General features: G+C 70.3%; 2 protein-coding genes (1 of these 2 cut by a window edge). Both read left to right on the plus strand.

Annotation, left to right across the window (positions count from 1 at the left end; translation table 11 throughout):
• Window positions 1-15,882, plus strand: a complete 15,882-nt coding sequence (locus AC56LR_RS06085) for a non-ribosomal peptide synthetase (protein ID WP_497128590.1) — start codon at window positions 1-3, stop codon at window positions 15,880-15,882.
• Window positions 15,883-25,791: the 5' portion of a non-ribosomal peptide synthase/polyketide synthase gene (locus AC56LR_RS06090; RefSeq protein ID WP_497128593.1), read on the plus strand. 9,240 nt of this gene lie beyond the right edge of the window; only the first 9,909 of its 19,149 coding nucleotides appear in the window; its start codon is at window positions 15,883-15,885; its stop codon lies beyond the right edge, outside the window.

The following is a 25,791-nucleotide window of genomic DNA, read 5'->3' on the forward strand; positions in this document are numbered from 1 at the left end:
ATGACCCCACAAGCCAATTCCGAAGCATGGTTGCCGATGTCCGCGTCCCAGCGCAGCCGCTGGTTCCTGTACCGGCTCGACGCGGAAAGCCAGGGAAGTCATAACAACGTATTCTGCGCCCGTGTGGCGGGCCGCCTAGATGCGGACGCCTTCGCCGCGGCGCTGCAAGGACTGGTGGACCGGCATCCGATGCTGCGCATGCGCCTGGCCGAAGTCGACGGCGAACCGGTGCAGACTGCCGGCACCGGGGCCCGCGTCGCAGTCACGCTCGAAGACGCGGGGGCCGCCCTCGACGCGCGCCTGCAGGAACAGGTCGCCCAGCCTTTCGCCCTGGACGGCTCGCCGCTGGTGCGCGCCCACCTGTACCGCAACGCCGGCGGCGACGTGGTCATGGCCATCGTGTTCGACCATATCGCCGTCGATGGCTGGTCGGCCTGGCAGCTGCTCGACGAAATGGGCGCCGCCCTGCAGGGCATCGAGGTGCCGGCTCCAACGGTGCAGTACGCCGACTACGTCGCCTGGCAGCGCGCCTGGCTGGCCGAAGGCGGCGCCGCCCGCCACTGGCGCCACTGGGAAGCCGAACTGGGCGCCGCCCTGCCCTTGCTGCAACTGCCGTTCGACCGCCCGCATCGCCCGGACCTGCAGCCACGGCACGCCGCGCGCAGCCTCGCCCTGCCGCCGGCGCTGACCGAACAATTGCGCGCGCTCGCACGGCGCCACGGCGCCAGCGTCTACGGCACGCTGCTCGCGGCCTACATGATCCTGCTGCAGCGCTACACCGGCCAGGACGACATCGTGGTCGGCTCGCCGATGCCGGGCCGCACCGACCGCCGCTGGCATGCGGTGGTGGGCGACTTCGTCAACCCGGTCGCGATCCGCCACCGCTTCGGCGCCGGCGAGACCCTGGCCGAGACGATCAAGCGGGTGCGCCACACGGCGCTGCGCGCGCTGCGCTACCAGGACCTGCCTTTCCACCTGGTGGCCGAGAAGTTCGCGCCGGCCGCCAAGGGCGCCGGGCATCCAGTATTCCAGACCATGTTCAACCTGCAGAAGGCCAGGCATGCGGCCGACCTGTCCGTGCTGCTCGACGGCACGGCGAACAAGGAAGTGCCGTGGGGCGGCATCACGCTGGCGCGCCACGCCGGCAGCCGCAGCGGCGGCGCCGCGCTCGACCTGGCGCTCGAAGCCATCGAATTCGACGACGGCATCCGCTGCGACCTGCGCTACGACGCCGCCCTGTTCGAGGACACCACGGTCGAGCGCATGCTGGGCCACTTCCAGGCCGTGCTCGAGGCCCTGGTGGCCGACGACGCGCAGCCGGTCGGCCGCCTCGACCTGCTGTCGAACGCCGAGCACGCGCTGCTGACGGCCGGCTTCAATGCTACCGAACGCGACTACGGCGCGCCGGCCCTGGTGCACCAGTTGTTCGAGGCCCAGGCCGCGGCGCATCCGGACGCCGTCGCCCTGCGCTTCGAGCACGCGCAACTGAGCTATGCGGAACTGAACCGGCGCGCCAACCAGCTGGCGCACCGGCTGCTCGCACTGGGCGTGCAGCCCGACGACCGGGTCGCCATCTGCGCCGAGCGCGGCCTGGAAATGGTGGTCGGCCTGCTGGGCATCCTGAAGGCCGGCGCCGCCTGGGTCCCGCTCGACCCCGGCTACCCGGCCGAACGCCTGGCCACGATGCTGGCCGACTGCGCGCCGCGCGCGCTGCTGGTCGAGGACGCGCTGCGCGGACAATTCGCTACCCCCGGCCTGCCCACGCTGGGGCTGGCGCACGCGGAAACGGCGAGCCAGCCCGACACCAATCCCGACGCCGCGGCGCTGGGCCTGGCGCCGACGCACCTGGCCTATGTGATCTACACCTCCGGCTCGACCGGCCAGCCGAAAGGCGTGATGAACCAGCACGACGGCATCGTCAACAGCCTGCGCTGGGGCATCGAGGCCTATGGCGTGGGGCCGGGCGAACGCCTGCTGCAAAAGACGCCCTTCGGCTTCGACGTCTCGGTCTGGGAGTTCTTCCTGCCGCTGCTGTCCGGCGCCGAGCTGGTGATTGCCCGCCCGGGCGGCCATCAGGACCCGGCCTACCTGGCCGAGGTCATCAATCAGGAGGCGATCACCACCGTCCACTTCGTGCCCTCGATGCTGCAGGCCTTCCTGCAGCAGTCGCCCTCGCCCGAGCTGCCGCACGTGCGCCGCGTGCTGTGCAGCGGCGAGGCGCTGCCGGCGACGCTGCGCGCGCAGTTCCGCCGCCGCTATCCGGCGATCGAGCTGCACGACCTGTACGGCCCGACCGAGGCGGCGGTCCACGTCACCGCCTGGCAAGCGGCGGCCCACGCCGGCGCCGGCGCCGGCGCCGGCATCGCATCGATCGGCCGCCCGATCGCCAACCTCCAGATGTACGTGCTCGACGCCCACATGGCGCCGGTGCCGCTGGGCGTGGCCGGCGAACTGCATATCGGCGGGATCGGCGTGGCGCGCGGCTACCTGCACCGCCCCGAACTGACGGCCGAGCGCTTCGTGCCGAATCCCTTCTGTCCCGGCAAGCTGTACAAGACCGGCGACCTGGGCCGCTGGCTCGACAACGGCGAGATCGAATACCTCGGCCGCAACGACTTCCAGGTCAAGGTGCGCGGCCTGCGCATCGAGCTGGGCGAGATCGAGGCGCGCCTGCTGGCCTGCCCCGGCGTGGACGAAGCGGTGGTGCTGGCACGCACGGACGCCGCCGGCCACACCCGCCTGGTGGCTTACCTGACCGGCGCCCCGCCTGCGCCGGCCGCGCTGCGCGCGCTGCTGGCCGCATCCCTGGCCGACTACATGCTGCCGAGCGCCTACGTGGTGCTGGACGCGATGCCCCTGAACCCGAACGGAAAGCTCGACCGCAACGCGCTGCCGGCGCCGGACGCGCTGGCCCTGGCCGCGCGCGCCTACGCCGCGCCCGAAGGCGAGCTGGAATGCGCGGTCGCCGCGATCTGGGCAGAGTTGCTTGGCCTGGAACGGGTCGGCCGCCATGACGATTTCTTCGAGCTGGGCGGCCATTCGCTGCTGGCCGTGCAGCTGGTCTCGCGCCTGCGCGAGGCACTCAAGATCGAGGTCGCCCTGCGCAGCCTGTTCGCCCATCCGGAGCTGGCCGGCTTCGCCGCCCTGCTGGCCGACGCGCGCCATGCGACCCTGGGCGCGATCACGCCGGCCGACCGGAGCGCGCCGCTGCAGCTGTCCTGGGCCCAGCAGCGCCTGTGGTTCCTCGACCGGCTCGACGCCGCCGCCGGCCGCGCCTACCGCATGCCGGCCGCGCTGCGCCTGGAGGGCGCGCTCGACGTGCACGCCTTGCGCGCAGCCCTGGACCGCATCGTCGCGCGCCACGAGAACCTGCGCACCAGCTTCGTCATGCACGAGGGCCAGCCGGTCCAGCAGATCGCGCCCGCGGACTGCGGCTTCGCGCTGGGCGAGCTGGCCTGCACGGAAGACCAGGTCGAGGCGGCCGGCGCCGCCTTCTTCGCGCAGGCCTGCGACCTGGCCCAGGGCCCGCTGGTGCGCGGTCAGCTCCTGCGCATCGCGCCCGGCCGGCATGTGCTCCTGATCGACCAGCACCACATCATTTCCGACGGCTGGTCGATCGGCGTGCTGGTGCGCGAAGTCGGCGCGCTGTACGCGGCCTTCAGCCAGGGCCAGTCCGACCCGCTGGCGCCGCTGGCGGTCCAGTACGCCGACTACGCAGCCTGGCAGCGCAGCTGGCTGCAGGGCGAGGCTTTGCAGCAGCAAGCCGCTTACTGGAAAGCGCGCCTGGCCGGGGCGCCGGAATTGCTGGCCCTGCCGACGGACCGCCCGCGTCCGGCCGCGCAAAGCCATCGTGGCGCGAGCATCGCCTTCAGTCTCGACACCGATGTGTCCGGGGGCTTGCGCCGGCTCGGCCAGCGCCATGGCGCAACCCTGTTCATGACCCTGCTGGCCGGCTGGGGCATCCTGATGAGCCGCATGAGCGGCCAGGCTGATGTCGTCATCGGCACGCCGGTCGCCAACCGCCAGCGGCGCGAGCTCGAAGTGCTGACCGGCTTCTTCGTCAATACGCTGCCCCTGCGCGTGGCGCCCGCCGGCCAGGCCAGCGTCGCGGAGCTGCTGGCCCAGGTCAGGCAGGACACCCTCGACGCCTACGCCCACCAGGACGTCCCGTTCGAGCACATCGTCGAAACCCTCAGCCCGCAGCGCAGCCTGGCCTACAGCCCGCTGTTCCAGACCATGCTGGCGCTGAACAACACGATGCTCGACGACGGCCTGCGCCTGGATGGGTTGAACGTCACCCGCGTCGAGCAGGAAGGCGCGGCCAGCTATTTCGATACCGCGCTGTCGCTCCAGCTGCGCGACGAGCGCATTCTTGGCACCCTGACCTACGCCAGCGACCTGTTCGACGCAGCCACGATGCAGCGCCTGCTGAGCAGCTTCGAGACGGTCCTGCGCGCCATGGTGGCCGACGAGCACCAGGCCGTGCACGCACTGCCGCTGGTGAGCGCGGCCGAGCGCGAGCGCCTGCTGGCGCTGGCGCAGGGCGCCCCCCGCCCGTATCCGCGCGATGCGCTGGTACACACCCTGTTCGAGCAGCAGGCCGCGCGCCAGCCGGACGCCGTGGCCCTGGCCTGGGGCGGCGAACAGCTGACCTATGCCCAGCTCAATGGCCGCGCCAACCGCGTCGCCCACGCCCTGCTCGCCGCCGGCGTGCAACCAGAACAGCGCGTCACCATCTGCGCCGAACGCAGCCCGGCGATGGTCGCCGGCCTGCTCGGCATCCTCAAGGCCGGCGCCGCCTATGTGCCGCTCGACCCCGGCTATCCCGAGGAACGCCTGGCCTGGATGCGCGCCGACTGCGCCCCGGCCGCCTCCCTGGTCGAAGCCGGGCTGGCCGACGGCGCGACCCTGCTGCCGCTGGACGACGGGGCCTTCTACGCCGCTTATTCCGACGCCAACCCGCAGCTTCCGGGCCTGAACGGGCGCAAGCTCGCCTATGTGATCTACACCTCGGGCTCCTCGGGCCAGCCCAAGGGCGTGATGATCGAGCACCGCAGCGTGCTGCGCCTCGTGATCAACAACGACTACGCCGACCTGGGCGACTGCGTCGCCCATTGCGCCAGCCCGGCCTTCGACGCCAGCACCTGGGAACTGTGGGCGCCGCTGCTGAATGGCGCGCGCGTGCTCCTGGTCAGCCAGGAAGAACTGATGGACCCGGCGCGCCTGAACCGCGTGCTGCTCGACGGCCAGGTCAGCGCAATGTGGCTGACGGTGGGCCTGTTCAACGCCTATTGCGAGGCGCTGCGCCCGGCCTTTGCGCGCCTGCGCACCCTGATGATCGGCGGCGACGCGCTCGACCCGGCCATCGTCGCGCGCGCGCTGGAGGGAACTAGCCCGGCGCGCATCGTCAACGGCTACGGCCCGACCGAGAGCACCACCTTCGCCGTCACCTGCCCGATCGCGGCAGTCGCGCCGGACGCGCGCAGTATCCCGATCGGCCGCCCGATCGCCAACACCCAGGTCTACCTGCTCGATGGCGCCCTGCAGCCGGTGCCGCTCGGCGTCACCGGCGAACTCTATATCGGCGGCGACGGCGTCGCGCGCGGCTATTTGAACCGCCCTGAATTAACCAGGGAGCGCTTCATCGCGAATCCCTTCGGCGAAGGCAGCCTGTACAAGACGGGTGACCTGGGCCGCTGGCTGGCCGACGGCAATATCGACTACCTGGGCCGCAACGATTTCCAGGTCAAGATCCGCGGTTTCCGCATCGAGCTGGGAGAGATCGAGGCGCGCCTGGCTGCAGTGCCCGGCGTGAAGGAAGCGCTGGTGCTGGCCACGGCCGACCTTGACGGCGACAAGCGCCTGGTGGCCTACCTGACCGGCACGCCGCCAAGTGCGGCCGAACTGCGCGCGCTGCTGGCCGCCCACCTGGCCGAGTACATGCTGCCCGCCGCTTTCGTGACCCTGGACGCCTTCCCGCTCACGGCCAACGGCAAGATCGACCGCGCCGCCCTGCCGCAACCGGGCATCGAAGCGCTGGCCACCCGTGCATTCGCCGAGCCGCAGGGCGAAGCCGAGCGCGCCGTTGCCGCGATCTGGCAGGAACTGCTCAAGCTCGACCGGGTCGGACGCCACGACCACTTCTTTGAACTAGGCGGGCACTCGCTGCTGGCCGTGCAGCTGATGTCGCGCCTGCGCGATACCTTCGGCATCGACGTTCCGCTGCGCGCCCTGTTCGCCCAGCCCGTGCTGGCAGCTTTCGCCGCCGCCCTGCTTGATGCCTCGGTGTCGACCCTCGGCGCGCTCGAACCGGCCGACCGCAGTGCGGCGCTGCCCCTGTCGATGGCCCAGCAGCGCCTGTGGGTCCTCGACCAGTTCGAGTCCACCGCCAGCGCCACCTATCACATCCCGGCCGCGCTGCGCCTGGAGGGCAAACTCGACGTGAACGCCCTGCGCGCCACGCTCGACCGCATCGTCGCGCGCCACGAAAACCTGCGCACCGCCTTCGTCATGGAGGGCGACACGGCGGTGCAGCGCATCGCGGCGCCCGACACCGGCTTCGCGCTCGAACTGGACGACCTGTCCGACGCACCGCAGACCCTCGACGCGGCAATGCAGGACTTCCTGCGCACGCCGCTCGACCTGGCGCGCGGCCCGCTGATCCGCGGCCTGCTGGTCAAGCTCGCGCACGAAGAGCATGTCCTGGTGGTCAACCAGCACCACATCATTTCCGATGGCTGGTCGATCGGCGTGCTGCTGCGTGAAGTCAGCGCCCTGTATGGCGCCTTCAGCCAGGGCCGCCCGGATCCCCTGGCCCCGCTGGCGATCCAGTACGCCGACTACGCGGCCTGGCAGCGCGCCTGGCTGCAGGGCGAGGCCCTGGGCCGGCAGGCCGGCTACTGGAAGCGGCGCCTGGCCGGTGCACCCGAACTGCTGGCCCTCCCGCTCGATTACCCGCGTCCGGCCGTGCAAAGCCACCTGGGCGCCAGCGTCGACTTCACCATCGACGCCGGCCTCTCCAGCGCCTTGCGCGAACTCGGCCAGCGCCATGGCGCGACCCTGTTCATGACCCTGCTCGCCGGCTGGGGCATCCTGATGAGCCGCATGAGCGGCCAGGACGACGTCGTCATCGGCACCCCGGTGGCGAATCGCCAGCGGCGCGAGGTCGAAGGCCTGATCGGCTTCTTCGTCAATACGCTGGCGCTGCGCGTGTCCACGGCCGGCGCACCGAGCGTGGCCGCCATGCTGGCCCAGGTGCGCCAGGATACGCTCGATGCCTGGGCCCACCAGGACATCCCGTTCGAGCAGGTCGTCGAAACGGTCAGCCCGCAGCGCAGCCTGGCCCACAGCCCGCTGCTCCAGACCATGCTGGCGCTGAACAATACGCCGGATGGCGACGCGCTCGCCCTGCCCGGCTTGACCCTGTCGCGCATCGGCATCGACTCCGCCAGCACCGACTTCGAGACCGCGCTGTCCCTCACCGACCATGGCGCCGAACTGACCGGCACGTTCACCTATGCCAGCGCGCTGTTCGACGAAGCGAGCATGCACCGCCTGCTGCGCCGTTTCGAGTCGATCCTGCGCGGCATGGCCGCGGACGACAAGCAGGCGATCACCAGCCTCGAGCTGCTGGTCGACGGCGAGCGCGAACTGGTCACGCGCGTCTTCAACGATACCGCCCGCCCGTATTCGTATGAGCGGCCCGCGCACAGCCTGTTCGAGGACTGGGTGGCGCGCCGGCCCGATGCGGTGGCGCTGGTGTGTGGCGCCGAGCAGCTCAGCTATGCCGAACTGAACGTGCATGCCAACCGTCTCGCGCACCGCCTGATCGCGATGGGGGCCGGCCCGGACCGCCGCATCGCCATCTGTACCGATCCCGGCTTGCCGATGGTAATCGGCGTGCTGGCCGTGCTCAAGGCCGGCGCAGCCTATGTGCCGCTCGACCCGGCTTATCCGGCCCAGCGCCTGGCCTACATCCTGTCCGACAGTGCGCCGATCGCCGTGCTGGCCGGCGCCGGCGTGCACGAGGTCCTGCCGCAGACCGAGGTGCCGATGCTGCTGCTGGAAGAGGCGATCGCGAACGGCGACCCGGCCGGCGACGCCAATCCGGACCCGCTCGCGCTCGGGCTGACGGCCCAGCACCTGGCCTATGTCATCTATACCTCCGGCTCGACCGGCCTGCCGAAGGGGACGATGAACCACCACGCGGGCCTGGCGAACCTGATGCTCGCCGAAATGGGTCCGTACGGCGTGCAGCCGGACAGCCGCCTGCTGCAATTCGCCTCGTTCAGCTTCGACGCCAGCGTCTGGGAAATCATGATGGCCCTGAGCACGGGCGCACGCCTGGTGCTGGCAAGCCGCGCCGCGATGATGCCGGGCGCCCCCCTGCTCGGCATCCTGGCGGCGCACGGCATCACCCACCTGGCCATGGCGCCGGCCGCTTTGGCGGCGCTGCCGCTGGACGCCGACCTCGGGCCAATCACCCTGATCGTCGGCGGCGAAGCACTCCAGCCCGCGCTGGCCGCCCACTGGGGCGCACGCGCAACTTTCTTCAACTGCTACGGCCCGACCGAATGCACGGTCGAAGTCAGCATCCAGCGGGTCGGTCCCGAGGTTCTCCCGACCGTGCCGATCGGCCGCCCGGTCGGCAACACCCAGATGTATGTGCTGGATGCCCAGATGGTCCCGGTGCCGCCGGGCGTGGGCGGCGAGATCCACATCGGCGGCGCCGGCGTGGCGCGCGGCTACCTGAACCGCCCCGAGCTGACCGCCGAGCGCTTCGTGCCGAATCCCTTCGGCGCGGGCCGGCTGTACAAGACCGGTGACCTGGGCCGCTGGCGCATGGATGGCAGCATCGAATACCTCGGCCGCAAGGACTTGCAGGTCAAGATCCGCGGTTTCCGGATCGAGCTGGGCGAAATCGAAGCGCACCTGATGCAGATCGAAGGCGTGCGCGAAGCCGTGGTGCTGGCGCGCGAGGACGATGCCGGCAACAAGCGCCTGGTCGCCTACCTGACCGGCACCGCGCCTGGCGCCGCCGAGCTGCGCGCGCTGCTGGCCGAACACCTGGCAGACTACATGCTGCCCGCCGCCTTCGTGGCGCTCGACGCGTTCCCGCTCACCGCAAACGGGAAGATCGACCGCAACGCCCTGCCGGCGCCCGACATGAGCGCGCTGGCGACCCGCCCCTACACCGAACCGCAAGGCGACACCGAGATCGCGGTGGCCGCGATCTGGCAAGATCTGCTCAAGCTCGAGCGCGTCGGCCGCCACGACCAGTTCTTCGAGCTGGGCGGGCACTCGCTGCTGGCCGTGCAGCTGATCTCGCGCCTGCGCGATGCCTTCGGCGTGGACGTGCCGGTGCGGACACTGTTCGCCCATCCCGAGCTGGCCGCCTTCTCCGCCCGCATGGCCGAGGCGCAGCAGTCGACGCTGGGCGCCATCGATATCGCCGACCGCAAGGCGCCGCTGCAGCTGTCGCTTGGCCAGCAGCGCCTGTGGTTCATCGACCAGATGGGCGAGGCAGGCGCCGCCTACCACATGCCGGCGGCAATCCGCATGACCGGGGAGCTCGACGTCGGCGCGCTGCGCGCCACGCTCGCGCGCATCGTGGCGCGCCACGAGAACCTGCGCACCAGCTTCGTGATGCACGAGGGCCAGCCGGTCCAGCGCATCGCCCCGGCGGACTGCGGCTTCGTCCTGAGCGAGCTGGCGTGCGCCTCCGGGCAGGTAGAAGCGGCGAGCGCCGGCTTCTTTGGCCAGCCCTTCGACCTGGCCCAGGGTCCGCTGATCCGCGGCCAGCTGCTGCGCATCGCTCCGGACCAGCACGTCCTCCTGATCAACCAGCACCACATCATCTCGGATGGCTGGTCGGTCGGCGTGCTGGTGGGCGAAGTGGGCGCGCTGTACGCGGCCTTCAGCCAGGGCCGGCCCGACCCGCTGCCGCCGCTGGCGATCCAGTACGCCGACTACGCCGCCTGGCAGCGCGCCTGGCTGCAGGGCGAGGCCTTGACGCGCCAGGCCGCTTACTGGAAGGAGCGCCTGGCCGGTGCGCCGGAACTGCTGGCCCTTCCGCTCGATCATCCGCGTCCGGCGGTGCAGAGCCACCTTGGGGACAGCATCGTCTCCACGTTCGATGCCGGCCTGTCGGAGGCCTTGCGCCGGCTCGGCCAGCGCCATGGCGCCACCCTGTTCATGACCCTGCTCGCCGGCTGGGGCATCCTGATGAGCCGCATGAGCGGCCAGGACGATGTCGTCATCGGCACCCCGGTGGCGAACCGCCAGCGCGGCGAGCTCGAAGCCTTGACCGGCTTCTTCGTCAATACGCTTGCGCTGCGCGTGTCCACCGCCGGCGCGCCAAGCGTGGCGGCGCTGCTGGCCCAGGTCAGGCGCGACACCGTGGACGCCTATGCCCATCAGGACATCCCGTTCGAGCAGGTGGTCGAGGCGGTGAACCCGCCGCGCAGCCTGGCCTACAGCCCGCTGTTCCAGACCATGCTGGCGCTCGACAACGCGCCGGCGGACAAGCGCATGTCCCTGCCCGGCCTGAGCCTGCAGGAAGAAGCCCGGCTCGATGCGGCCGCCCAGTTCGACCTGTCGGTGGTGTTCGACGACCACCCGGATGGACTGCAGGCGCGCTTCGTGTACGCGACCGCCCTGTTCGAGCGCGCGACGATGGAGCGCCTGGCGGGCCACTTCGAAGCCGTGCTGCAGGCGATGGTGGCCGACGCCGCGCAGCCGGTCAGCCGCCTGAACCTGTTGTCGAACGAGCAGCGTGCGCACTTGACCGCCGGCCCGGCCCCGCTCGCGCAGGGTGAGGGCAAGCAGGTCCTCGTGCACCAGCTGTTCGAGGCCCAGGCCGCGGCGCGGCCGGACGCTGTCGCCCTGCGCTTCGAGGACGCGCAACTGAGCTATGCGGAACTGAACCGGCGCGCCAACCGCCTGGCCCATCGGCTGCTGGCGCTCGGCGTGCGGCCGGATGACCGCATCGCCCTCTGCGCCGAGCGCGGCATCGCCATGGTGGTCGGCCTGCTCGGCATCCTCAAGGCCGGCGCCGCCTACGTGCCGCTCGACCCCGGCTATCCGGAAGATCGGCTGGCCTTTACGCTGGCCGACTGTGCGCCGCGCGCGCTGCTGGTCGAGCAGGCGCTGGCCGGGCGCGTCGCCGTCGCCGGCCTGGATACCGTGCTGTTTGATTACGAAGACCTGTCGGCGCATGCCTGCACCAATCCCGACCCGGCGCTGCTGGGACTCGGTCCGCAGCACCTGGCCTATGTGATCTACACCTCGGGTTCGACCGGCCAGCCGAAGGGCGTGATGGTCGAGCATGGGAATATGGCACGCCTGTTCGCCAGCACCGACGCCTGGTTCGGCTTCGGCCCGCAGGACGTGTGGACCCTGTTCCACTCGTTCGCCTTCGACTTCTCGGTCTGGGAAATCTGGGGCGCGCTGTGCTACGGCGGGCGCCTGGTGGTGGTGCCGTCCGCGGTGGCGCGCGCGCCCCACGAGTTCTATACCCTCCTGTGCCGCGAGGGCGTCACGGTGCTGAACCAGACCCCGTCGGCCTTCCGCCAGCTGATCGCCGCCCAGTATGCGGGCCAGCATAGCCTGCGCACCGTGATCTTCGGCGGCGAAGCGCTCGAGCTGCCGACCCTGCGTCCCTGGATCGAGCGCAACGATCCGCTGCGCACCCGCCTCGTCAACATGTACGGCATCACCGAAACGACGGTGCACGCCACTTACCGTCCACTGGCCCGCGCCGACATCGAAGGCAGCAGCGGCAGCCTGATCGGCGCGGCGCTGCCGGACCTGCAGCTCTACCTGTTCGACGCCCACATGCAGCCGGTGCCGATCGGCGTCACCGGGGAGCTGTACGTAGGCGGGGCCGGTGTGGCGCGCGGCTACCTGAACCGGCCGGAGCTGGACGCGGCCCGCTTCGTGGCCAACCCCTGGGTGGCCGGCATGCGCCTGTACCGCACCGGTGACCTGGCGCGCCGACTTGCCGGCGGCGAATTCGAATACCTGGGCCGCAACGACTTCCAGGTCAAGATCCGCGGCTTCCGCATCGAAATGGGCGAAATCGAAGCCCGCCTGCTGCAATGCCCGGGCGTGCGCGAGGCGGCGGTGCTGGCGCGCGAGGACGCGAACGGCGACAAGCGCCTGGTGGCCTACCTGACCGGTACTCCCCCGAGCGCCGGCGAACTGCGCGCGCAGCTCGCGCAGCACCTGGCCGACTACATGCTCCCAAGTGCTTTCGTGGTGCTCGACGCGCTGCCGCTCACCGCCAACGGGAAACTCGACCGTAACGCCCTGCCCGCGCCCGATACCCTGGCCCTGGCCACCCGGCCGTATGCGCCGCCCGAAGGCGAGGCGGAAATCGCGATCGCCACGCTCTGGCAGGACCTGCTGCAGGTCGAGCGCGTCGGCCGGCACGACAACTTCTTCGAACTGGGAGGCCATTCGCTGCTGGTGATCGACATGGTCCAGCAACTGCGTGCGCGCGGCATGGTGCTCGAGGTCAGGCAGGCCTTTGCCTCGCCGAGCGTCAGCGAACTGGCGCGCATGGCCCAGGGCCCGGACTTCGCGCCGGCCTTTGCCGCCACGCCGAACCTGATCCCGGCCGGCTGCACCGGCATCACGCCGGCCATGCTGCCGCTGGTCGCGCTGGACCAGGCGCAGATCGATTCGCTGGCCGCGCGCGTCCCCGGCGGCGTCGCGAATATCCAGGACATCTATCCGCTCGCGCCGCTGCAGGAAGGGATCCTGTTCCACTACCTGCTCGAAAAAGAAGGCGACCTCTACCTGACCCGCTGGATCGTCCGTTTCGATACCCGCAAGCGGCTGGACCGCTTCCTGGACGCGATGCAGCAGGTGATCGACCGCCATGACATCCTGCGCAGCGCGATGTTCTGGGACGGCTTGCCGCAGCCGGTGCAGGTCGTGTGCCGCGCGGCGCGCCTGCCGGTGCACGAACTGCTGGCGCAGCCGCACACCGACGCACTGGCGCAGCTCGAACGCCACACCGATCCGCGCGAACTGCGCCTGGACGTCCAGCGCGCGCCGCTGCTGGCCGCCTTCGCCATGCAGGAAAACGACAGCGATGCATGGCTGCTGGCCACGCTCAGCCAGCACATGGCGCTGGACCACGTCGCGCTCGAAACCGTGCTGGGCGAAATCGGCACGATCCTGCGCGGCGACGCCGCCCTGCTGCCGCCGCCGGTGCCGTTCCGCGACTACATCGCGGCCAGCCGCACCGTCACCCGCGAGCAGCACCAGGCGTATTTCCGGCGCGAGCTGGGCGACGTGTCCGAGCCGACGGCCCCATTCGGCCTGCTCGACACCCAGGGCACGGGCGCGGCCGTCTCGGAGACCGAAGTCACGCTCGACGCGTCCCTGGCAGCCTCTATCCGCGCCGCCGCGCGCCGCCACCACGTCACGCCGGCCACCCTGTTCCACCTTGCCTGGGCCCAGGTCCTGGCCCAGTGCGTCGGCCGCGACGAAGTGGTGTTCGGCACCGTGCTGGCCGGACGGATGCGCGACGCGGCGGGCATCGGCAACGCGGTCGGCATGTTCATCAACACCTTGCCGCTGCGCGTCGATACCGCCGGCCGCTCGGTCGCCGCGGCAGTCGCCGAGACCCAGCGCCGCATGAACGAACTGCTCGAGCACGAGCAGGCGACGCTGACCCTGGCGCAGCAGTGCAGCGGGATCGCGGCCGGAATGCCGCTGTTCACCGCGCTGCTGAATTACCGCCATAGCAGCGACGACGCCGCCTGGGAAGGCATGGAGCCGCTGGCCGGCGAAGAACGCAGCAACTATCCGCTGCGCGCCGGGGTCGACGATTTCGGCGACCGTTTCGCCATCGCGCTGCGCAGCGCCGTCGTGCCCTCGTCCAGGATTGCCGCCTACCTGGAACATGCCATCGCGAGCCTTGCCGAAGCCCTGCTGATGCGGCCGGAGACGGCGCTGGCGTCGCTGCGTACCCTGCCCGCCGCCGAAGCGGAACTGCTGCGCGCCCTGAACGACACCGCCCGCCCTTACCCGAGCGACGCGCTGGTCCACCGCCTGTTCGAAGACCAGGTGGCGCGCACGCCAAACGCGCCGGCGCTCGCCTACCAGGGCGAGGAGCTCGATTTCGCGGAGTTGAACCGCCGCGCCAACCGGGTCGCGCACCGCCTGCTGGCACTGGGCGTGCGTCCGGACGAGCGCGTGGCCCTGTGCGCCGGGCGCGGCATCGCCATGATGGTCGGCCTGCTCGGCATCCTGAAAGCCGGCGCCGCCTATGTGCCGGTCGACCCAAGCTATCCGGCCGAGCGCCTGGCCTTCATGCTGGCCGACTGCGCCCCTGGCGTGGTACTCGCGGAACGGGAAGTGGCAGCCCTGCTGCCGCCGGCCGCCGCGCCGCTGCTGCTACTGGATGACGCAGGCCTGGCCGCGCAGCCGGATTCCAATCCCGAGCTCGACGGCCTGCACGCGGGTCACCTGGCCTATGTGATCTATACCTCCGGTTCCACCGGCCGCCCCAAGGGCGTCATGATCGAGCACCGCGGCCTGGCCAACCTGTGGCATGCATTGGCGGATAGCGCCTTCTCGGAATGCCCACCGGCCGCCCGCGTCGCGCTGAATGCCTCGATCTCGTTCGACGCTTCGTTGAAATCGATCCTGCAGCTCCTGTCGGGCCACTGCCTGGTGCTGGTGCCGCAAGACCTGCGCGCCGACGGTCCGGCGATGCTCGCTTTCCTGGAGCAGCAGCGCATCGATGCTTTCGACTGCACCCCGGCCCAGCTCAAGATGATGCTCGACGCCGGCCTGGCGACCATGACCGATGGTCGCCACCGCAGCGTTCAGGTCGGCGGCGACGCCATCGACGCGGCCAGCTGGCAGGCGCTGCGCGCGGCGCCTCGGCTAGCCGTCTACAACGTCTACGGCCCAACCGAGTGCACCGTCGACGCGACCTGCGTGCGCCTGGACCAGGCCAAGCTGCCGCAGGACCTGGGCCGGCCGTTGCCGAACGTAGAGGTCTACCTGCTCGACCGCCACATGCAACCGGTGCCGCAAGGCGTCACGGGCGAGCTCTATATCGGCGGCGCGGGCGTGGCGCGCGGCTACCTGAACCGCCCGGAACTCTCCAGCGAGCGCTTCGTCGCCAATCCTTTCGGCGCGGGCCGCCTCTACAAGACGGGCGACCTGGGGCGGCGCCTGGCGGACGGCCATATCCAGTACCTGGGCCGCAACGACTTCCAGGTCAAGATCCGCGGTTTCCGCATCGAGCTGGGCGAGATCGAAGCGCGCCTGCTGCAGTGCGAGGGCGTGAATGAAGCAGTGGTGCTGGCGCGCGACGACGCGAGCGGCGGTACCCGCCTGGTCGCCTACCTGACCGGCACCCCGCCGCAGGCTGCCGAACTGCGCGCGCAGCTGGCCAGGGACCTGGCCGATTACATGCTGCCGAGTGCCTACGTGGTGCTGGAGGCCTTGCCGCTGACTCCGAACCGGAAACTCGATCGCAACGCACTCGCCGCCTGCACTGCGGCGCCGACGGCGGCGGTGGCATTCGAGGCTCCGGTCGGTCCGGTCGAACAGGCGCTCGCCGCCATCTGGCAAGCACTGCTCGACCTTCCGCGGGTCGGGCGCGAAGACCACTTCTTTGCGCTGGGCGGCCACTCGCTGCTCGCGGTGCAGCTGATCGTGCGGGTCCGCGAGCAGTTCGGGGTGGAGCTGCCGCTCAAAACCCTGTTCGCCCAGCCGAGCCTGCGCGAACTCGCCGATGCCGTCGCCAGCCTGCAGCTCGCGCTGTATGGCGAAGACGACATCGACAACCTGGAACTAGAGCTTGACCAGCTCACCGAAGCTGAATTACTGACGATTTTGTCCGAGGAAAAATAAATGCAAGAGATGAATGGGCTGGACCGACTCGAAGCGCTGAAACGTGCCGTCAAACTCAAGCGCCTGCAGGAACGCGGCGCCGCGATGCGCGAACTGGTTGAACAGCCGGCGATCGGCTTGGCCGACCGCGATGCACCGCTGCCGCTGTCCTGGGCCCAGCAGCGCCTGTGGTTCCTCGACCGGCTGGACGCCGCCGCGGGCGGCGCCTACCACATGCCGGCCGCGCTGCGCCTGGACGGCGCGCTCGACGTGAATGCCCTGCGCGCGACCCTCGACCGCATCGTGGCGCGCCACGAGAACCTGCGCACCAGCTTCGTCATGCACCAGGGCGAACCGGTCCAGCGCATCCTGGCAGCCGACACCGGCTTCGCCCTGAATGAGCTGGCGTGCGCCGCCGGCGAGGTTGAGGCGGCAAGCGCCGCCTTCTTCGCCCAGAGCTTCGACCTGGCCCAGGGTCCGCTGGTGCGCGGCCAGCTGCTGCGCATCGCGCCGGAGCAGCACGTCCTCCTGATCAACCAGCATCACATCATCTCGGATGGCTGGTCGATCGGCGTGCTGGTACGTGAAGTCAGCGCCCTGTACGGCGCCTTCAGCCAGGGCCAGCCAGACCCGCTGGCGTCGCTGGCGATCCAGTATGCCGACTACGCCGCCTGGCAGCGCGCCTGGCTGCAGGGCGAAGTCTTGACCCAGCAGGCCGGCTACTGGAAGCAGCGCCTGGCGGGCGCACCGGAACTGCTGGCGCTGCCGGCCGACCGCGCACGCCCTGCCGTGCAAAGCCACCAGGGCGCCAGCATCGCCTTCACCTTCGACGCGACGCTGTCGGCGGGCTTGCGCCAGCTGGGCCAGCGCCATGGCGCGACCCTGTTCATGACCCTGCTCGCCGGCTGGGGCATCCTGATGAGCCGCATGAGCGGCCAGCAGGACATCGTCATCGGCACCCCGGTGGCCAACCGCCAGCGCCGCGAACTCGAAGGCCTGATCGGCTTCTTCGTCAACACCCTGCCGCTGCGCGTCTCCACCGAGGGCGCGCCAAGCGTGGCTGCGCTGCTGGCCCAGGTCAGGCAGGACACCCTGGATGCCTACACCCACCAGGACATCCCGTTCGAGCAGATCGTCGAAGCCGTGCGCCCGCAGCGCAGCCTGGCCCACAGCCCGCTGTTCCAGACCATGCTGACGGTCGACAGCAGCTCCGCCAACCGCCGCCTGGAGCTGCCGGGTTTGAACATGACCGGCCTGGAACAGGACAACGACGCCAGCCATTTCGATACATCCTTGACCGTGATCGACGCCGGCGCAGAACTGGCCGGCAGCCTGACTTATTCCACCGCCCTGTACGACGCAGCGACCATGGCGCGCTTGCTGCGCCGCTTCGAGTCGCTCCTGCGCGGCATGGTGGCCGACGACGCCCAACCGGTCGCCCGCCTGGAGCTGCTGGTCGACGACGAACGCGAACTGGTCACGCGTGGCTTCAACCCGGGCGCCCGCGCCTATCCGCGCAAGGACACCATCCACGGCCGCTTCGCAGCGCAAGCCGCACGCAGGCCTGGCGCCATCGCGGTCATTTCCGGCGCCGAGCGCCTGAGCTATGCGCAGCTGGACGAGCGCGCCGACGCGCTGGCGCGCCATCTGGTCGCCGGCGGCGTACAGCCAGGCAACCTGGTCGCCGTCTGCGCCGATCGCGGCGTGCACCTGATTACCGGCCTGCTCGCCATTTTGAAAGCCGGCGCGGCCTACCTGCCGCTGGACGCCAGCCAGCCGAGCGAGCGCCTGGCCTTCTTGCTGGCCGACGCAGGTCCCGCCATGCTGCTCGCCGACAGTGCCCATGCGGACCGCTTCGACGCTGGCGTGCCGCTGCTGCTCCTCGACGACGTGGCCGACGCAGCGCCGCAAGTCGTCTTGCCAGAGGTGGCGGCGACCGATCTCGCCTACGTGATCTACACTTCCGGCTCGACCGGTCAGCCGAAGGGCGTACTGGTCAGCCACCGCAACGTGCTGCAACTGGTCCTCGACCAGGACTGCGTGCGCATCGGCGACGACGACTGCATGGCCTATTGCGCCAACCCGGCCTTCGACGCTTCGACCTGGGAAATCTGGGGTGCGCTGATGAATGGCGCGCAACTGCTGGTGGTCGACCAGGCCACCCTGCTGGAGCCAACCGCCTTCAGCGCCCTGCTGCGCCGCGAGCACGCGACCATCGTCCAGCTCACCGCCGGCCTGTTCCGCCAATATGCGGACCTGATGCTTGACGCCTGGCCCGGCCTGAACTACCTGCTGTTCGGCGGCGACCGCAGCGACCTGTCGACCATCGCCTCGGTCTGGACCAGGGCGCGCCCGCGCCACCTGGTTCATACCTATGGCCCGACCGAAACCGTCGCCTTCACCGTGACCCATGAAGTGAGCGACGTGACGGTGGCGAGCGGCGTCCTGCCGATCGGCCGCCCGGTCGCCGGCAGCCAGGTCTACATCCTGGATGCCGCCATGCAGCCGGTCCCGGTCGGCGTGGCCGGCGAGCTGTATGTCGGCGGTGACGGTGTCGCCCGCGGCTATTTAGATCGCGAAGAATTGACGGCCGAGCGCTTTGTCACGAATCCCTTCGGTGAAGGAAAGCTGTACAAGACCGGCGACCTGGCGCGCTGGCTCGCGAACGGCGAGATCGACTACCTGGGCCGCAACGACTTCCAGGTCAAGATCCGCGGTTTCCGCATCGAACTGGGCGAAATCGAAGCACGCCTGGCCGCCATCCCCGGCGTGAAGGACGCGCTGGTGCTGGCCCGCGCCGACGGCGAAGGCGAAAAACGCCTGGTCGCCTACCTGACCGGTACGCCACCTGGCGCCGCCGAACTACGCACCGAACTGGCGGTGCACCTGGCCGAGTACATGCTGCCCGCCGCTTTCGTCAGCCTGGACGCCTTCCCGCTCACCGCGAACGGCAAGGTCGACCGCAATGCCCTGCCGCTGCCGGACGCCCCTGCAATGGCCAGCCGTCCTTTCGAAGCGCCTGTCGGCGAAGTCGAAAGCGCCGTGGCGGGAATCTGGCAGGACCTGTTGAAGGTGAGCCAGGTCGGCCGTAACGACCACTTCTTCGAGCTGGGCGGCCATTCGCTGCTGGCCGTGCAACTGATGTCGCGCCTGCGCGATGCCTTCGGCATCGACGTGCCGCTGCGGTCCCTGTTCGCCCATCCCGATCTCGCCGGTTTCGCCGCCACCCTGGCCGAGGCACGCCAGTCGACCCTGGGTGCGATCGACCGCGCCGACCGCATGCTGCCGCTGCCGCTGTCCCTGGCCCAGCAGCGCCTGTGGTTCCTCGACCGGCTCGACGCCTCCGCCGGCGACGCCTACCGCATGCCGCTCGGGCTGCGCCTGGACGGCAGCCTGGACGTGAACGCCCTGCGCGCCACCCTCGACCGCATCGTGGCCCGCCACGAGAACCTGCGCACCACCTTCGTCATGCATGGCGATACGGCGGTGCAGCGGATCGCCGCACCGGACACCGGTTTTGCGCTCGAGATGCTCGACCTTTCAAGCGCGCCGAAGGGGCTGGACACGGCCATCGACGCCTTCTTCGGCCAGCCCTTCGACCTGGCCCAGGGTCCGCTGGTCCGCGGCCAGCTGATCAAGCTCGCGCCCGAGCAGCACGTCCTGCTGGTCAACCAGCATCACATCATCTCGGACGGCTGGTCGATCGGCGTGCTGGTACGTGAAGTCAGCGCCCTGTACGGCGCCTTCAGCCAGGGCCAGCCAGACCCGCTGGCCCCACTGGCGATCCAGTACGCCGACTACGCCGCCTGGCAGCGCAGCTGGCTGCAGGGCGAATCCCTGGCCCAGCAGGCCGGCTACTGGAAAGGCCGCCTGGCCGGCGCACCCGAACTGCTGGCACTGCCGGCCGACCGCGCACGCCCTGCCGTGCAAAGCCACCAGGGCGCCAGCATCGCCTTCTCCTTCGACGCGACGCTGTCGGCGGGCTTGCGCCAGCTGGGCCAGCGCCATGGCGCGACCCTGTTCATGACCCTGCTCGCCGGCTGGGGCATCCTGATGAGCCGCATGAGCGGCCAGCAGGACATCGTCATCGGCACCCCGGTGGCCAACCGCCAGCGCCGCGAGCTCGAAGGCCTGATCGGCTTCTTCGTCAACACCCTGCCGCTGCGCGTGTCCACCGATGGCGCGCCAAGCGTGGCTGCGCTGCTGGCCCAGGTCAGGCAGGACACGCTGGATGCCTACGCCCACCAGGACATCCCGTTCGAGCAGATCGTCGAAGCCGTGCGCCCGCAGCGCAGCCTGGCCCACAGCCCGCTGTTCCAGACCATGCTGACGGTCGACAGCAGCTCCGCCAACCGTCGCCTCGAGCTGCCGGGTTTGAACATGACCGGCCTGGAACAGGACAACGACGCCAGCCATTTCGATACATCCCTGACCGTGATCGACGCCGGCGCAGAACTGGCCGGCAGCCTGACTTATGCCACCGCCCTGTACGACGCAGCGACCATGGCGCGCTTGCTGCGCCGCTTCGAGTCGCTCCTGCGCGGCATGGTGGCCGACGACGCCCAACCGGTCGCCCGCCTGGAGCTGCTGGTCGACGATGAGCGCGAGCTGGTCACGCGGTGCTTCAACCCGGGCGCCCGCGCCTATCCGCGCAAGGACACCATCCACGGCCGCTTCGCAGCGCAAGCCGCACGCAGGCCTAGCGCCATCGCGGTCATTTCCGGCGCCGAGCGCCTGAGCTATGCGCAGCTGGACGAGCGCGCCGACGCGCTGGCGCGCCATCTGGTCGCCGGCGGCGTACAGCCAGGCAACCTGGTCGCCGTCTGCGCCGATCGCGGCGTGCACCTGATTACCGGCCTGCTCGCCATTTTGAAAGCCGGCGCGGCCTACCTGCCGCTGGACGCGGGTCAGCCAAGCGAGCGCCTGGCCTTCATGCTGGCCGACGCAGGTCCCGCCATGCTGCTGGCCGACAGCGCCCATGCGGACCGCTTCGACGCTGGCGTGCCGCTGCTGCGCCTCGACGAAGTGGCCGAAGCAGCGCCGCAAGTCGCCCTGCCAGAGGTGGGTGCCACTGACCTGGCTTACGTGATCTACACCTCCGGTTCGACCGGCCAGCCGAAGGGCGTACTGGTCAGCCACCGCAACGTGCTGCAACTGGTCCTCGACCAGGACTGCGTGCGCATCGGCGACGACGACTGCATGGCCTATTGCGCCAACCCGGCCTTCGACGCTTCGACCTGGGAAATCTGGGGTGCGCTGATGAATGGCGCGCAACTGCTGGTCGTCGACCAGGCGACCCTGCTGGAGCCAACCGCTTTCAGCGCCCTGCTGCGCCGCGAGCACGCGACCATCGTGCAGCTCACCGCCGGCCTGTTCCGCCAATATGCGGACCTGATGCTGGACGCCTGGCCTGGCCTGAACTACCTGCTGTTCGGCGGCGACCGCAGCGACCTGTCGACCATCGCCTCGGTCTGGACCAAGGCGCGCCCGCGCCATCTCGTGCATACCTATGGTCCGACCGAAACCGTCGCCTTCACGGTCACCCACGAAGTGAGCGACGCGACGGTGGCGAGCGGCGTCCTGCCGATCGGCCGCCCGGTCGCCGGCAGCCAGGTCTACATCCTGGATGCCGCCATGCAGCCGGTCCCGGTCGGCGTGGCCGGCGAGCTGTATGTCGGCGGTGACGGCGTCGCCCGCGGCTATTTAAATCGCGAAGAATTGACGGCCGAGCGCTTTGTCACGAATCCCTTCGGTGAAGGAAAGCTGTACAAGACCGGCGACCTGGCGCGCTGGCTCGCGAACGGCGAGATCGACTACCTGGGCCGCAACGACTTCCAGGTCAAGATCCGCGGTTTCCGCATCGAACTGGGCGAAATCGAAGCACGCCTGGCCGCCATCCCCGGCGTGAAGGAAGCGCTGGTGCTGGCCCGCGCCGACGGCGAAGGCGAAAAACGCCTGGTCGCCTACCTGACCGGTACCCCACCAGGCGCCGCCGAACTACGCACCGAACTGGCCGTGCACCTGGCCGAATACATGCTCCCAAGCGCCTTCGTCGCGCTGGACGCCTTCCCGCTGACCGCCAACGGCAAGGTCGACCGCAATGCCCTGCCGCTGCCGAACGCCCCGGCCATGGCCAGCCGTCCGTACGAAGCGCCCGTCGGCGAAGTCGAAAGCGCCGTCGCGGGAATCTGGCAAGACCTGCTGAAGGTCAGCCAGGTCGGCCGCAATGACCACTTCTTCGAACTGGGCGGCCATTCGCTGCTGGTGATCGAATTCGTCCAGCGCCTGCGCCGCCAGGCGCTGTCGCTCGAAGTGCGCCAGGTGTTCGTGACGCCGACGCTCGCCGCGCTGGCCGCGGCCGTGGCGCCGCTCGACAGCCAGGCCGCGGACAGCGCGCCGCCGAACCTGATCCCGGCCGGCGCCACCGCCATCACCCCAGGCATGCTGCCCCTGATCTCGCTGAGCCAGGCCGACATCGATATCGTTGCAGCCGGCATCGAGGGCGGCTGCGCCAACATCCAGGACATCTACCCGCTCGCGCCCCTGCAGGAAGGCATCCTGTTCCACTACCTGCTGGAACAGGAAGGCGATCCCTACCTGTCGCGCACCGTGCTGGCTTTCGAGAGCCGCAGCCTGCTCGACCGCTTCCTGGCCGCGCTGCAGCAGGTGATCGACCGCCACGACATCCTGCGCAGCGCCGTGCTCTGGGACGGCCTGGCGCAGCCGCTGCAGGTCGTCTGCCGGCAGGCACGCATGCCGGTGCAGGAGCTGCCGGCGCAAGCCGACGCATTGGGCGAACTGATGCGCCGCACCGACCCGCGCCACCTGCGCCTGGACGTCACGCGCGCTCCGCTGCTGGCGGGCTGGATGAGCGAAGACAGCGCGAGCGGCGAATGGCTGGTCGCGATCGTCAACCAGCACATGGTGTCCGACCACGTCGCGCTGGGCTACATCATCGGCGAGATCCGCGCCCTGCTGGACGACGCGGCGGCGGTGCTGCCGCCGGCGATTCCCTTCCGCGACTACATCGTGCGCAGCCGCAGCGTATCGAACGAAGAACACCGGGCCTATTTCGAGGCCGAACTCGGCGACGTGACCGAGCCTTCCGCGCCGTTCGAGCTGCTCGATGTCGCCGCCAGCGACGCCACCGTGCTGCACGCGCGCGTCCCGCTTGAGCCGGTCCTGGCCGCGCGGGTACGCGACACCGCGCGCGAGCACGGCGTGGTTCCCGCCGTGCTGTTCCATGCGGCCTGGGCACAGGTCGTCTCCTTGACCACCGGCAGCGACGACGTGGTGTTCGGCACCGTGCTGTCGGGCCGCATGGGCGGCGACGACGGCATCGGCCAGGTGGTGGGCATGTTCATCAATACCCTGCCGATCCGGATCGACCTGCGCGGCGCAACCGCGCCGCAACTCGTCGCCGGCGTCGCCGGCAAGCTGGCCGGCCTGCTGGTGCACGAACAGGCTTCGCTGGCGCTTGCCCAGCAATGCAGCGCGCTGGCGCCCGGCCTGCCGCTGTTCGGTTCCCTGCTCAACTACCGCCACGGCGAAGACCCGGCCGCCGGCGGCGTCGCGCTGCACGGCATGCGCGCGCTGGCAGGCGAAGAACGCAGCACCTATCCGATCAGCGCCTCGATCGACGACCTGGGACAGGGGTTCGCGCTGAACCTGCATACGGTCGGCATCGCGCCCGAGCGCATGGCGGGCTATTTTCTCGCCGCCATCGATGCGCTGACCACGGCCCTCGACGGCGCGCCCGAGCGCCAGGTACTGGCGCTCGACATCCTGCCTGCCCTTGAGGCCATCGAGCTCGCTCCGGCAGTCGACGAAGCGCCCTGCGCGCGGCAGGAGCTGGTGCACGCCCTGTTCGAGGCCCATGCGGCCCGGCGTCCAGAGGCGCCCGCGTTCAAGCATGGCGACACGATCCTCGACTACGCCACCCTGAACCGGCGCGCCAACCGCCTGGCACACCACTTGATCGCGGCCGGCGTCGTGCCGGACACCCCGGTCGCCATCTGCACCGAACGTGGCGCCGCCCTGGTGGTCGCCATGCTGGCCTGCCTGAAGGCGGGCGCCGCCTATCTGCCGATCGACGCGTCCCTGCCGGCCGAGCGCATCGCCTACATGCTCGAGGACAGCCGGCCGCTGGCCGTGCTGACCCAGGCGCAAGCCGGCGCAGCGCTGCCCGACAACATCCTGCTCATCGACATCGATGCGGTCGCCGAGCAGCACGGGCCCGACACCAACCCGGACCGTACGGACCTGAGCCCTGGCCACCTGGCCAACATCATCTACACCTCCGGGTCGACGGGACAGCCGAAAGGCGTCATGATCGAGCATCGCAATGTCGTGCACCTGGCGACCGAGGGCGCCTATGTTTCCTTCGACGCGAACAGCGTCGTGGCCCAGGTATCGAGCCCGTCGTTCGACGCCGCAACCTTCGAAATCTGGGGCGCCCTGCTCAACGGCGGCTCGCTGGTGCACATCGACCAGGAATGCCTGCTGGCGCCGCAACAGCTGGCGCGCCAGCTGCGCGCCGACCGGGTCAAGGTGATGCTGCTGACCACCTCGCTGTTCAACCGCGTCGCCCACGAGGCGCCCGAATGCCTGGCCACGCTCGACACCCTGGTGTTCGGCGGCGAAGCGGCGGCCCCGGACGCGGTGCGCAGCGTCACCGAGCGCGGCATGCCGGCACGCCTGGTGAATGCCTACGGCCCGACCGAGAACACGGTCGTCAGCACGTCGTTCGCGGTGACTCCCGCCTACATGGAAACGGCCGCCGGCGTGCCGATCGGCGCCGCCCTGGGGGGTGTGCGCGTGTTCGTGCTCGACCAGCACGACCGCCTGGTCCCGCAAGGCGTCGTCGGCGAACTGTATCTGGGCGGCGCCGGCCTGGCGCGCGGCTACCTGAACCGTCCTGAACTCAGCGCCGAGCGTTTCGTGCAGACCCGCTACGGACGCCTGTACCGCAGCGGCGACCTGGTACGCCGCCTGCCCGACGGCATGCTCGACTACGTCGGCCGCAACGACTTCCAGGTCAAGATCCGGGGCTTCCGCATCGAGCTGGGCGAAATCGAGCTGCGTCTGGCGCAGTGCGCGGGCGTAAACGAAGCGCGGGTGGTGGCGCTGGACGACGCCGGCGGCAGCAAGCGCCTGGTGGCCTACCTGACCGGCAATCCGGCGCCGGCGAGCGCGCTGCGCGAAGCCCTGGGCGCCCAGCTGCCGGCCTACATGGTGCCGGCCGCCTTCGTTACCCTCGAGCGCATGCCGCTGAACGCGAGCGGAAAACTCGACCGCAAGGCCCTGCCCCTGCCGGACCTGGAGGCGCTTGCGGCGCGTCCTTACGCCGCGCCGCAAGGCCGCAACGAGACTGTCGTCGCCGAGCTCTGGCAAGAACTCCTGCAGCTCGACCGGGTCGGCCGCCACGACGACTTCTTCGAGCTGGGCGGACACTCGCTGCTCGCGGTGCAGCTCATGTCGCGCCTGCGCCTGGCGCTCGGCGTCGAGGTGCAGCTGCGCGACCTGCTGGCGCGCCCGGTGCTGGCCGACTTCGCCGCCGCCCTGGACGGCGCCGGCGCGGCCTGCGCCGCCGCCATTCCCCTGGCGCCGCGCGACGCGCCGCTGCCGGCCTCCTGGGCCCAGCAACGCCTGTGGTTCACCGACCAGCTCGACCACGCCGCCGGCGTCATGTTCAACCTTCCGGCCGTGCTGCCGCTCAGCGGACCGCTGGATGCGGCCAGCCTGCGCCGCACGCTCGACCAGATCGTCGCGCGCCACGAAAGCCTGCGCACCCGCTTTGCCGCCGTGGACGGCGCGCCGGTGCAGCTGATCGATCCATCCGACAGCGGCTTCCTGCTGCTCGAACACGACCTGTCCCACCTGGACGCCGCCGCCCAGCAAACCCAGCTCGACGCCCTGCGCCAGCGCGAG

The sequence above is a fragment of the Telluria sp. ZT3P39 genome, from assembly GCF_059685935.1.

Coding starts and splice junctions, on each gene's coding strand:
- AC56LR_RS06085 (WP_497128590.1), top strand. CDS start 1: ATGACCCCACAAGCCAATTCCGAAGCATGGTTGCCGATGTCCGCGTCC.